Annotated in this window: 8 protein-coding genes; 4 read left to right on the top strand and 4 right to left on the bottom strand. The window is 63.7% G+C overall.

Annotated features, from left to right (window positions below; all coding sequences use genetic code 11):
• Positions 1–94: 94 nt before the first annotated feature.
• Both KF691_15475 and KF691_15480 read left to right on the top strand, forming a co-directional pair.
• Positions 95–577, top strand: a complete 483-nt coding sequence (locus KF691_15475; GenBank protein MBX3390848.1) for a universal stress protein — start codon at positions 95–97, stop codon at positions 575–577.
• A 4-nt stretch (positions 578–581) separates the two neighbouring features.
• Positions 582–2,942: an amino acid permease gene (locus KF691_15480; protein ID MBX3390849.1), complete on the top strand. Its 2,361-nt coding sequence runs from the start codon at positions 582–584 to the stop codon at positions 2,940–2,942.
• Positions 2,943–3,096: 154 nt separating this feature from the next.
• On the opposite strand, the gene KF691_15485 is transcribed toward KF691_15480, so the two are convergent.
• On the bottom strand, positions 3,097–4,452 hold the full coding sequence (locus KF691_15485) for a magnesium transporter (GenBank protein MBX3390850.1): 1,356 nt from the start codon (positions 4,450–4,452) through the stop codon (positions 3,097–3,099).
• Positions 4,453–4,503: 51 nt separating this feature from the next.
• On the opposite strand from KF691_15485, the gene KF691_15490 reads away from it, so the two are divergent.
• Complete coding sequence (locus tag KF691_15490) at positions 4,504–5,322, top strand: hypothetical protein (GenBank protein ID MBX3390851.1); 819 nt, start codon at positions 4,504–4,506, stop codon at positions 5,320–5,322.
• 28 nt (positions 5,323–5,350) lie between these two features.
• Here KF691_15490 and KF691_15495 read toward each other — a convergent pair whose 3' ends face one another.
• Complete coding sequence (locus KF691_15495; GenBank protein ID MBX3390852.1) at positions 5,351–8,017, bottom strand: serine/threonine protein kinase; 2,667 nt, start codon at positions 8,015–8,017, stop codon at positions 5,351–5,353.
• Positions 8,010–8,630 carry a sigma-70 family RNA polymerase sigma factor gene (locus KF691_15500; protein MBX3390853.1) on the bottom strand — a complete coding sequence of 207 codons (621 nt, stop codon included), beginning with the start codon at positions 8,628–8,630 and terminating at the stop codon, positions 8,010–8,012. The genes KF691_15495 and KF691_15500 overlap by 8 nt, the downstream gene beginning before the upstream one ends.
• A gap of 177 nt (positions 8,631–8,807) precedes the next feature.
• Between KF691_15500 and KF691_15505 the strand changes: the two genes are divergently transcribed.
• Positions 8,808–10,670 carry a hypothetical protein gene (locus KF691_15505; protein MBX3390854.1) on the top strand — a complete coding sequence of 621 codons (1,863 nt, stop codon included), beginning with the start codon at positions 8,808–8,810 and terminating at the stop codon, positions 10,668–10,670.
• A gap of 62 nt (positions 10,671–10,732) precedes the next feature.
• On the opposite strand, the gene KF691_15510 is transcribed toward KF691_15505, so the two are convergent.
• Positions 10,733–12,709: a hypothetical protein gene (locus KF691_15510; protein MBX3390855.1), complete on the bottom strand. Its 1,977-nt coding sequence runs from the start codon at positions 12,707–12,709 to the stop codon at positions 10,733–10,735.
• Positions 12,710–12,963 lie beyond the last annotated feature (254 nt).

The raw sequence follows: 12,963 nt of genomic DNA on the forward strand, positions 1-12,963 counted from the left end.
ACCCCGGAGGAATTCATTCAATGCGGCGACTCATGATGGAAAAGACTCTTCGTGCATTCGCCCGATCTGAGCCGCCATTCAATGGGAGAAACGCATGAACGCTTCTCTGAAATCAATCCTGCTTCCGACGCGCTTTTCGCTTCTTTCGCAGCGTGCCGCGGAGCACGTCTCACTTCTCACTTCCCGTTTCGATTCGCACATCCACATCATCCATGTGATGCAACCGCCCTTGATCGTGACCGATCCAGCGGTAACCGGCGCCATGGCCGCGTTGCCGATGCCGATGCCACCCTCTTCCGAACTTCTCGCCGAGGCGAACTCGAAGCTCCGCCGATTTGTCGAAGAACGCTTTCGCGGCGCTTCCTCTCGAATCCAGACGTTTTGCCCGATCGGCACAGTGATCGACGAAATAGTTACCCACGCCCAAAGACACTCGATTGATATGATCGTGATGGGTACGCACGCCGACGGCTTGCTCAAGCGCCTCGTATTCGGTTCGGTCGGAAGGGGCGTCCTCGAATCGTCTCCCTGCCCGGTTCTCCTCGTTCCCGTGCGCGAAGCGCGATCGATAGAGTAATCCCATGGCTCCCCCCGCCCAGCACTCGCCGGAACTCGCACGCGGACGGCTCGGAACCTTCGCCGGCGTCTTCACGCCGAGCATTCTCACCATTCTGGGCATCATCCTCTTCCGACGTCTCGGCTACGTCGTCGGCACGGGAGGGCTGCTCGAAGCAATTGCCATCATCGCGCTCGCGACCACGATCTCGGTTATCACCAGCATCTCGCTTGCCGCGATCGCGACCAACATCCGCGTTCGCGCCGGAGGCGACTACTACCTGATCTCGCGAACGCTCGGCGTGCAGTACGGCGGCGCGATCGGTCTGGTTCTCTTTCTCGCGCAATCTGTCTCTGTTGCTTTCTACTGCATCGGTTTCGGCGAAGCAGTCGCCGCTCTGATCGGTCGCACGGGCGATGTCACCGTCACCGCCGGGATCGCGGCCACCGCGACAATTATCATCGGAACGATCGCGTTCGCGGGGGCCGACCTCGCCACCAAGTTTCAGTACTTTGTTATGGCGGCGCTCGCACTCGCGATCGCCTCGTTCTTCATCGGCGGCGCGCTCAACTGGAACAACGAGCTACTGCGCGATTCGCTCCGCGTTTACGGCGAGCGGTCGGGTCTTCCCTTCTGGTTCGTGTTCGCGGTCTTTTTCCCCGCCGTCACCGGCTTCACGCAGGGCGTGAGCATGTCGGGCGATCTCCGCGACCCCGCGAAGAGCCTTCCACGCGGCACGTTCTTCGCCGTCCTGATTTCCACAGTCGTCTATCTCGCCGCCGCCGTCTTCCTCGCCGCTTCCGTACCGCTCGATGTTCTCGAAAAGGACTACGGCGCAATGCGCCGCGTTGCGATCGCCCCCTGGCTCATCGAAGTCGGCGTGATCGCCGCCACACTCTCATCTGCGATGGCGTCTTGCCTTGGCGCTCCGCGCATTCTCCAGTCGCTGGCCTCCGACAAAGTCATCCCTCCGTTGGCGATGTTTGCCCAGGGCGTCGGTCCAACGCTCAATCCCCGGCGCGCTGTCCTGCTCACCGTCGCCGTGGCGCTCGCCACGATCGCGCTCGGAAGCCTGAACGCCATCGCCGCCGTTGTCGGCATGTGCTTCCTGCTTTCCTACGGGCTTCTCAACTACGCCACCTTCATCGAAGCCCGCGCCAAGAGCCCCGCGTTCAGACCGACCTTCCGATTCTTCAACTCGTGGCTCAGTCTCGCCGGCGCCGCCCTTTGTCTGTTCGCCGGGATCATGATCAATCCGGTTGCCGCGGCAATCGCCGGCGCCGCGATGGTCGCTCTCTATCAATACCTCCGACGAATCGCCCCCCGTTCGGCATGGGCCGACAGCCGCTACGCGTATCACTTCCGGCGCGTCCGCGACCACCTGATGGAGATGAACGGCGGCACTCCGCATCCGCGCGACTGGCGACCCTTCGTCCTTGCCCTCTGCAACGAGCCGCGTGATCGCGTCCGTCTCCTCACCTTCGCTTCCTGGATCGACGGCGACAGCGGCTTCACAACCGCGGTCCGCGTTCTGACGCCCGGCGAGAACGACAAGGACTCGGCCAACTCCACACAGCACGTGGACGCGGACCGGCTTGCCGCCGCAGAAGAGATGCTCCGTACGCAGGTCCGTGAAGCCGGCCTCGAAACGTTTACGCGTGTCGTCGCCACACCGACCGTGGCAGAAGGGCTTGCGGTCCTTCTGCAATCACACGGACTTGGCCCTCTTCGCGCCAACACCATCCTCATGAGCGCGCGCGAGCAGTTCCGTGATGCGCCCGTTTCGGGTGATGCCCCGCCACCCGAAGCGCTCAGTGCCGCGCTCGGACAGAAGAAGAACCTGATCCTGCTCGAAGGAGACGATTCCGACTGGATCACGCTCGAAAAGACCGACCTCGACAAACGCTGCATCGATGTCTGGTGGAAAGAAAGCGATACTTGTCGTCTTTGCCTTCTGCTCGCTCATCTCATGACGCGGGCCGAAGGCTGGAAGTCCGCCGACATCCGCCTGCGCGTTATCCACTCCGGCGAAGCACACCGCGACGATGCCATCGCCCGCGCCCGTGAGATGCTCGAAGAAGCGCGGATCGACGCCGAGATCGATCTCGTCGATTTTTCCGGCCCGGACTCTCTGATTGAGCACTCCCGAAGCGCAACCATCGTTTTCCTGCCGCTCCGAGTCCGGGGCGGACGCCTCTCCGGCCCGCGCGGGCAGCCGCTCAAGGATTCGCTTTCTTCCCTCCCCGTCTGCGCCATGGTCGTCGCTGGAGAAGACATCGATCTCGATGCTCAGCCGGACGACGCCCCCAAGCCCGAGGCGACATCCGAAGTCGGAACGTCGACCGCAGCCCCCTCAACGCCACCCGCGCCGGTCCCTGCCGCGTAGTTCCCGTTGAGCGACCGGTCCTAGCAGGCTGTTGAAAAACTCCAACCAGTCGCAATTTCGAACCGCCATCTACCCTCGCGACCCGGGTCTGAGGGCCAGAAAGTTGTCTGCAATGCGTCGGCGCAGTAGGCACAATCAGAATTTCAACAGCCTGCTAGGTCGCGATCGCGACCAGCCCAAGGGTCAACGCAAAGCCGCTCACATCCGCAAGTGTTGTTGTGATCGGTCCGCTCGCCAGCGCCGGATCCACCGAGAGCCTTCGCAGCAGCAGCGGACAGATCGCCCCGATCGCGATTGCGATCACCGCATTGAGCGTCATCGCCGTCCCCACAGCGGCGCCGATGGACCACGACGCACCCCAGAGATTTGAAAGCACCGCCACCGCCCCGCCCAGCGGAACCGCGATCAGTCCGGCGAGCCCCAATTCATGCATCAGCACCCGCCGCCACGCGGCCGGATCAATCACTCCCAGCGTCAACTCGCGGATGCTCACCGCCGCCGCCTGCATCGCGGCATTCCCGCTCGTCGCGGAGATCACCGGCAGCACCGCCGCGACCACGATCGCCTTCGCGATTGTGTCGCGATTGAACGCGACGATGGCTGCGCCGCCAAGACACAGAATCAGATTGACTCCCAGCCACGCCGAACGCCTCCTCAGGCGTGTCCCGACCGGCATCGAGCGCAATTCCTCGCCGCCAACAATTCCCTGGCTCAGTCGATAGTCGTCTTCCGCTTCTTCCTGCTCTCCCTCGGTCGCATCGGCGCGCGAAACGACTCCGAGCATCTTCCCGGCTCCGTCCACAACCGGCAGCGCGAGGTACGGGTGCTCATCGAACACGGCTGCAACTTCGTGCAGCGTCGCCACGTCGCGCACCGACGCGGGTTCGCGGACCGAGAGCCTCGCGAGTGGAGAATCTTCCGCCGCCAACATCAGATCGCGTATCGGCGCAACCCCCACCAGTTTTCCCGCCTCGTCGAGCAGGTACAGATACTGGACGCCGATCACCGCATATTTCTGCTGATTCGCGCGCAAGTCCCGGATCGCGTCGCTCACCGTCGCCTTCGCCGAGTAAGCCACGAACTCCGTTTCCATGAGCCCGCCCGCGGTATCAGGCTCGTACGAAAGAAGCTTCGCCGCATCGTGTCGCACCCCGACCGGAAGCATCGCTTGAATGGCGGCGCGCCGTTCCTCTTCGACAGCAGCCAGAATATCCGCCCGCTCGTCGCTCGGCAATTCCGCGACCAATCTTGCCGCGTTCGACGGATCGATCGATGCCAGAATCAATCCGCTCTGTTCCCGCGGCAGCCAAAGCAGCACTTCCCGCGCGCGTGTGTCCTCCGTCAGCCCTTCAAGAACGCGAGCCGCCTCATCCTGGTTTAGTGTTCCAAAGAAGGCACGCGTTGCGTCCGGACCGAGATCGACCGCCTGAAACCGTGCGACGACGTCTTGCGATTGCTCGTTCGCCGACAAATCATCACGCTCGACTTGATCGGCCGGACCGCCTGCCATGAGGTACCATAGGTGCCACTATCCGAAAGTTGTGAGCAAAGGACGCGATGCATGTCGTACGACGCGGACAAAACGGCCGAGATTCTTGACGAGTTGAAGACCGCGCTGCGCAAGGATGATCTGACCGAAGCCATGCAGATCCTCCGCTTCGCTGACGGATCCGGCGCCATCCGCCGCGGCTCGGGCATGCTGCCCGCGCTCCAAAAGCAAATCGGAGAAAAACAGGCCCAGCGGCTTATCTATGCCTTCGCGACCGACCCGTGTCCCTACTGCAAAGGCGGACGCGAGAAATGCGACGACTGCGGCGGCAAGGGCTTCTATTCCGGCACCAAAGTTTGCCAGCCGTGCGCGGGGCTCGGTCTCAAGCGCTGCCCGTTCTGCAACGGAACCGCGTTCGCGGGATACGACTTCGTTCCGCGCGGCCTGCGCCAAATTGTGCTGCTGGTTCGCACCGATTTCGCCGCGCAACAGCTCCGCACGCTCGCCAACCCGGAAGCCGCCACGTCCGAACGCCCGAGCCTTCTCGCTCGGCGAATCCTCGCGATCGACCGCTGCCGCGGAATCTTCGCAAACGCCGTCGAGCAGGCGCGCATCATCGAGTCACGTGCCGCCAACGAACGAATCGCGTTCGCTTCGACCGATCGGACGCGCATTGATCGCGAAGCGCGCCAGCAGAACCGCATCGCCGAAAAAGCCATCCGCCACCTTCTCCAATTGCTGGGCGAGCGCTCGGCAAAGAAGGCTCAGGCGAGCCAGAAGGAACGCACACGCGAACTCTTCGCGCACCGCGCCAAGATATTCGCGCGCCTCAGCACCGGAGAAGGTTTCGATTCGTCAGCGCTTGAGACTCCGGCGGCACTCCGGTCCTGAATCAGCTCACCCAGAGACCTCTCGGTTGTTAGTCTTGCGTTTCCGTCGCCGCCAGCGCTTCCCATGACCGATGATCGCGCTCGCGCCCCATCGCCTCGTAGACGGAGCAAAGCCGGTCCGCGGCCTTCTTCGCGTCCGCGCTGCTCCCGTTCTCATCGAGAATCTCGAATGCCTCAACCAGCGGCGCCTCCGCTTCGCCGATCCGTCCCAGCGCCACGAGGCAGCCTCCCCAGTTCGAAAGAACGGCGCCGAGGCGCGCATGGCCCGGCGGCAACGTACCCCGCAGCACCGTGATGCTCTGCGCAAAGAGCGGCTCGGCCCGCTCGTTCTCACCTAGGTCCGCGAGCGTTGTCGCAAGCGCCGTCATCACGTGAACCGCGGGCGGCGCATCCGCCGTCATCTCCTCGAGCGCATCGTGCAGCGCGCACTCGAGAAGTTCCGCCGCGAGTTCGGGCCTCCCAGTCGCGCGATACAGCGAGGCCAAGCTTACCGAGCACGTCAGTGTTCCCGGGTGAGCATCCCCGAAGACCCGGTGACAGCGGGCCAGCGTATCGACATACAGCGGTTCCGCCTCCGCGTATCGCCCCATGCTCTCGCACAGGAACGCGAGGTTGTGCGCAGTGACCAGCACGTCCGGATGATCCGGTCCCGAGCGCACCCGCTCGATCTCCAGAATCCGCCGGTACATGGGTTCGGCCTCTTCGAACCGCTGGAGTTTCTCGAGCGCCGCGGCGCGATTATGCAGCGCGATCAGCGTGGAAGGGTGATCGGGCCCGAATTCGGCAACCCGATCCTCGTACACCTTCCGGTAAAGCCTCTCGGCCTCCTCCGCTTCGCCGAGCGCGAACGCGCAGTCGCCCCGGATCTGCGTCGCGTACACGATCAGCCGATCGTTTGCGTTCAAAGCCTCCTTGCTGCGCGCATCGAATTCGTCGAGCAGTGCCCTCGCACCGGGGAAGTCATCGAAACCCTCCGCCCTCATCGCGGCGCGCACGATCAGAAGTTCGAGCGCCGCGCGCGATGCTCGGCCAAGATTCTTCTCCGCGATCTCAGACTCTCTCGCAAGAACGACCTTTGCCTCGTCGTACTTCCCCTGGTCGCGGAGAATCTTCCCGTAATCAGTCCACGCCGCGAGCGTAAGCTCGCTCGCGGCGCCCAGCTTGTCTTCAAACGTTTCCGCCGCCGAGAGAATCAACGGCTCGCCATCGCCAAATCGGCCGAGCGCGTGGTACACGTTGCCGATGTTGTTTCGGATCGCGGCACCCGTCACCGGATCGTCATGGAATCGATCGGGCAGGCCGGAAGCGGCGGCATCGAGCGCCTCGGCGACGGTCACGTCTCGCCCTTCCGCGCTCGGAACGATCGACGCGAGCACATCGTTGTTGAAGAAGTCGGTCACGGCCTGCGCGATCGCCGCCTGGCGGACCGCTTCCAAGCGGCGCGCCTCGGCTTTCTTCGCTTGAGTGCGCGCCGAATTCAGGCCGAGGGCGAGCCCGAGCACACCCACCCCGATCGCCGCGACAACGAGCGCGCCTCCCAGCACCGCGAGCCGGTTGCGCCTGGCGAAGCGCGAGATCTGCTCGATCGCGCTGTGTGGTTTCGCGAGGATCGTCCGGTGATCGAGGTACCGCCGGATGTCCTCGGCGAGCGCCGCCGCTGTCTGATAGCGAAGCTGCTTGTCAGTCTCCATTGCTTTCGCCACAATCACTTCGATGTCACCACGACACTCAGACTTCAGCGCCCCCAGCCGCGGAGGCTTGGTCTCGCACAGCTTGTGCACCGCTTCGAAGACGCCCATCCCGCTCACGTCACACGGCAGCCTGCCCGCGAGCAGTTCAAAGAGGACCACACCGAGCCCGTACACATCGCTCCGGATATCGACAGCGTCGTGCTCGCCCGCGAGTTGCTCGGGGCTCATGTACGCGAGCGTTCCCACAAGCTGCCCGTGCTGCGTGGATTCCACCAGACCAGCACCCTGATCGGTGGCCCGCGCCACGCCGAAATCCAGCACCTTCGCGTGCGCCGCGCCGTCGGTCCACACGAGAATGTTCGCGGGCTTCAGATCGCGGTGGATCACGCCGCGTGCGTGGGCGTGCTGCACCGCATCGCACACGCTCGCAACCAGCGCCAGCCGTTCACGCACCGACGGCTGTTCCCGTTCCACCCATTGATCGAGAGGAACACCCTCCACCAGCTCCATCGCGAAGTAAGGCCGCGGGTGGTTTTGGGTCCCCACGACGCCGGCTTCGTAGACGGACGCAATCCCCGGATGCTGCAACCGTCCGAGCGCATCCGCTTCGAATTCGAATCGCCGCACAAGTTCCGGCGTGCTCAATCCGGCGCGCAGCACTTTCAGCGCGACCGATCGTCTCGGGTGCAACTGCTCGGCTTCGTAGACCACCGCCATCCCGCCCGCGCCGAGCTCGCGCGTGATTCGAAACCCCGGAACATCGACGGGCGCGGGCGTGCTCTCCGCGAGCAGCGATGCCAGCGCGACGGGGCCCGACACGCCGGTCTCGAGAACGCCGCACCCTTCCGACCGGAGCAACGCCATCGCTTCGTCGCGCAAACTCTCGTCTTCCGGTTCCAATTGACGCAGCTTTTCCGCCCATTTCTCCCGCGGCAGATCGCACGCCGCGTCGAACAGCCGCTCGATCCTTCGAAACCTATCGGCGTCGCTTCTTCGCTCAGTCACCCTCGCCTCCCTTCGCCCTCCTGTTCCGCGGCCCCGAAGACTCCTCTATCTCGTGCGCGAGCCACGCACGCGCGAACCGCCAGTCCCGTGCGGCCGTGGCACGGGAAATCCCCAGAGTTTCCGCCGCCTGCGGTTCGTCGAGCCCGCCGAAAAACCGCAGTTCCACGAGCCGTGCCTTGCGTTCATCGAGCTCCGCCAGCTTTTCCAGAGACGCGTTCAGAATCTCGACATCGATGCTCCACTCGTCCGCCGGCTCCACACCGGGCGCGAGCGACTCCCGCAACATCACGCGTCGTGCACCGCCGCCGCGCTTCATCCGCCGACGGGCTCTTGCGTGATCGACCAGAATCCGCCTCATCAACGTCGCCGCGAGACCGAAAAAAGCCGCGCGATCGTCTTTGTCAACTTTCTGCTGATCGATCATGCGAAGGTACGCCTCGTGAACGAGCGCCGTCGGCTGCAGCGAATGCCCGCGCCGCTCATCCACGAGCAATGACCCGGCGAGAGCGCGCAGCTGTTCGTAAAGCATCGGGGTCAGCGCATCCGCGGCATGACCATCACCCCGCGTGATCCGGGCGAGAAGTGTCGTCGCGATGTCCGCACCTTCCGACATGGGCCCACCTCCGGATCAAATACCGCCGGATTGGCTGAACAGCCCGCGCCCCTGATTAAAGGGCCAAAATCTCAGGATTTCTCGAAGCAACCGTGAAGCGCGCCGCGCGCCCGCAACGCGATGGTGATTGGCACGGGGAATAAGCCTCACGCTCGCCAAAGAAAAAGGAGACGAAAGATGCTCACTCGCGGACTCTGCTCGGTTTCACCTCTGCTCGCGCTTCTCGCCTTTTCGGGACAGGCCCGGGCGCTCACCGTCATGCCGGGCGATGTTGTGGTGCCCGCTCACGGTCTTCTGATTATCTCCGACGACACAAGCTACACCGGCACCCTCACGATCGGCGCCGGAGCGCTCGTGATCGTCGGTCCCGATTGGAAAGTCTCGTTCGAATCCGGCGCTGTTGTCAACGTCAACGGCACCGAAGCCGACCCCGTTCAGTTCATGACTGTGAATGACACCTGGGACGGAATCGATGTGCTCAGCGGTTCGCACGCGACGTTCACACACACCATCATCAGCGACATGCTCAACACGTGCTTCAACGTATCGAACGCGACACTCAAGTTGATTTCGTGCACCATCCGAGACGACGACGATTTCGTCGTTGCTCCGGGCACGCGTCGCGCGATCCTCGGCGGCGCCGACGCCGACATCACCGTGACCGCCAGCAACATCGGTCCGATGAAATCGTACAGCGGAGCGAACGCCGGCGGCACCGGAGGCAACGGCGGCAGTGCTTCCAGTCTCTACGGAATCTACGTCGACGGCGCACAGCGCCTCGATGTCACCAACTCGCTCTTCACAAACCTCAAGGCCGGCACCGGCGGCAACGGCTCGCAAGGTTCCACCGGCGGCCAAGGCACCACCGGCGACAACGCCACATTCGGAACCGGGGGCACCGGCGGCCAAGGAGGCTTGGGGGGCCCGGGCGGAGACGGCGGCAACGGTGGCACGCTTGTCCTCATCGAGATGCGCAACACCGGTGAATCGCTCATCGCGCAAAACCTCTTCGAATCGACCACTTCCGGCCGCGGAGGTTCAGGAGGCAAAGGTGGCACGGGAGGCAAGGGAGGTACCGGAGGCAAAGGCGGCCAAGGTGTTGTCGGCAATGGAGGTCAGGGCGGCACAGGAGGAAAGGGAGGTACAGGTGGTCCGGGTGGCGATGGCGGCAACTCGGGCAATCTCTGGTCGGTCCTTGTCACGAATCCCGGCGCGAGTCCGCGGGTTGTCAACAACACTTTTTCGAATCTCGTCGCGGCCGCCGGTGGTGCAGCAGGTGCGGCCGGCTCGGGTGGCGCGGGGGGAAATGGCGGGCCTGGAGGAAACCCGGGAATCGGCGGGAGCACCGGGCCGACGGGCTCGACCGGATCGACCGGGAGCGGCGGATCGTCCGGATCGGGTGGGAACACCGGGAAGGCGACGGGGCCGCGCACGACGGGACAGGACATTTCGGGATTTTCGGCGATGGCCAACAACAACATTCTCTACTTCTCGGGACCGGGGGCACGCATCGGATTTGAATCGACGGATCTCGGCATCATCGACATCATGGCGAACACCGTTTTCCAGGCGACGCAGGTCTCGATGGGCCCTGTGATCGGAGGTCTGACGATCGTGACTGCGGATCCGATGTTTGTGGATCCGGGCGCGGGGGACTACCGGTTGCTCGCGGGTTCGCCGAGCGTTGATGCGGGAGAGAATGCCGCGGTTCCGAGCGGCATGACGACGGACTGGAACGGGATGCCGCGGTTTGTGGACGATCCGGACACCGTCGATACCGGATTCGGAACGGCGCCGATTGTGGATCACGGCGCGTTCGAGCGGCAGTCGGAAGTTGCACCGTGTCCGGGCGATCTGAACAACGACGGCTTTGTGGACGATTCTGACTTCACGATGTTCGTCGTTGCGTACAACATTCTCGATTGCAACGACGCATCGATGCCCGCGGGATGCCCGGCGGATCTGAACGGCGACGACTTCGTCGACGACAGCGACTTCCAGATTTTCGTCGTCGCGTACAACGAACTGCTCTGTCCGTGAGATGAGTCACGAGAGAGAGTGTGAGCGAGGGCGAGCCAGAGGGGCTCGCCCTTTTTCTGCGCCTACTCCGGCGATTGGCTCTCGCGCGATGCGCCGAAGACCCACTCCGGCGGGATCAACCTTCCGAGCGATTCGCGGTCGGCGTCGCTGACGTAGGACCAAGCGACTTGATATGAAGCATTCGTCCATCCGAAGCCGCCGTCTGGAACGAGTTTGAATCGAGAACCGACGTTTCCGTACTCGGCCGATGCTTCGATGCTGCGGGCGACGACGTCGTATTTCTCGACGATCGCGCCGTTGGAGCGTGCCGCGTTCATCGCGATCATGTAGATCCAGCGGTAGGCGATGCGGCGCGCGTCCTCCTCGAGGCCGCACCGCACGAGCGCACGCCAGGCGATCATCTGGTGCGGCGCCCAGCCGAAGGGGTAATCCCACTGGCGGGGCGGGCGGCCCGCGCCGAGTCGACCTCGGGATTCCTCGGTGCCGGCGACGATACCGCCGGGCTCTTCGAGAAGCGCGAGTGCCGCGCGAGCGAGGCGCTGCCCTTCTTCGCGGTTCATCATCCCCGCCCAGAGCGGATAGAACGTGGTGGCGCTCACATCGTCGAGCCGCTTGGCGTGCACGAAGTCGTAGTCAAAGAAGAGGGCCCGCTGTTCATCCCACATCAGCTTCATCATGAGCTCGCGGCGGGTTTGCGCTCGCTTCTTCCACAACTGGTCCGGGCTGAAGTCGCCGGAGGCGAGCGTGATGCTCCCCCCGAATTCCTGTTCGATGATGCTCGCGAGATCGGACTCGTATTTGTAGAGCAGCGCGTTGAGCGCGACGGTGTTGAGATCGGCGGCGCGACCGATGAGCCGGTAGCACGTGTCGTGGCCGGACTCGCGCATCGCGCGATCGTGCTTCAGCGATTCATCGAGTTCGGGGGAAGAAAGCATTCCAGCGATGTAGCGCTTCTCGAATTCCGCTTCGGTGAGCCCCTTGGCGGCGGCGAGCGGACGGATGATCGGTGCGAAGTGCCCCGGTTCGACTTCGGGAGGTACCCCGAGCCCGGAGCCGAAATAGCGGCTGAGGCCTGTCGGCGTGAGGTGCGGTTCGGCGGTCCAGACGGTTTCGTACTCGCGGATAGCGGCTCGCACCGCTCGCTCCAGCCACGAACGGCTCTCTCCCGTTCGCGGCAGTTTCTCATACACCGCGAGCGCCATCGAGGTCAGGAACGGGGGCTGCGACCGGGTGAGGTAGTACGTTCGGTTGGCGTTGAGAATCTTTCCGTAGTGCTCGATCTGGTAGACGAAGTTGTCCACCATGGATCGCGCAAGATCGGTGCGTCCGTCGGCGAGCAGGCCGAGCGCGATGAAATAGCTGTCCCAGCCGTACATCTCGTTGAAACGCCCGCCGGGAACGACGAACGGCTCGCCCGAAAGAGCGCCGGAATCGTCTCCGACGAGCGCGAGCGCGAGAATCCCCGGCGCACTGTTGAGCGATCTCGCGAACTCGGGCGTGACGGTTTCGGGCAGACGGATTGCCTCGACGTGCAGGCTCGGGTTTTCGCTTGCGATGGTCGAGTAGTACTTCCATGCTTCGGCGTCACCGAACGGAACGTAGACGCGCGCGGGCGCGCCGGCGAGCTTCGGGTCATCGACGATGCGAGACAGACCCTTCGCATCGACGGTGCGGGTGAGCCAGTTCCAGTAGTACTCACGGATCATGAAGGAAACGTGCTGCGCCGGGTTGAGGAATATCTCGGCGGAGGTGACCTGGATCTGCCGCTTTCCTTCCCTGCGCGCGGCCCCGAGTTGCTGGAGCAGATTGCCGAGCCGGTATGTCCCTTCCACAAGGAACGGCTTCTTACCGTGCGAATTCAGGAAAAAGAGCCGGCTGCCCTGATCGGCGGTGGTGATGAGGCTGTCGTGATTGGTGTCCTGCTGCGCGAGCAGCGCCTCGATCGTTTCATCCACCGGTTCGAGCGGCGGCGGGTCCGCGGCGGACGGGAATGCAAGAGAGATGATTGCGAGAGCCGCTGAAAGTGAATTCCGCATCATGGAGTCTCCACCCGATGGGATGAACGCGGAGTGCGCGAGCGCGTCATTCTAGAGAACGGATGTTTGGGCTTTGGCATTATCTTCTTTGCGCGCCCATCGATGCAATTCCGGAATTGCACTTTCGGGAGCGCATGAGGGCGGTAGTATTCGGTCAGAAGAAAAACATAAATCATGAGAGCGTCTTCATGAGCGGGCCGGTGGCGCCCGCCGGGTTGGGCTTGGAACAATCGGGAACGGACGCGGCGAGATTGCCG

Source organism: Phycisphaeraceae bacterium (assembly GCA_019636555.1).
Taxonomy (GTDB): Bacteria; Planctomycetota; Phycisphaerae; order Phycisphaerales; family UBA1924; genus JAFEBO01.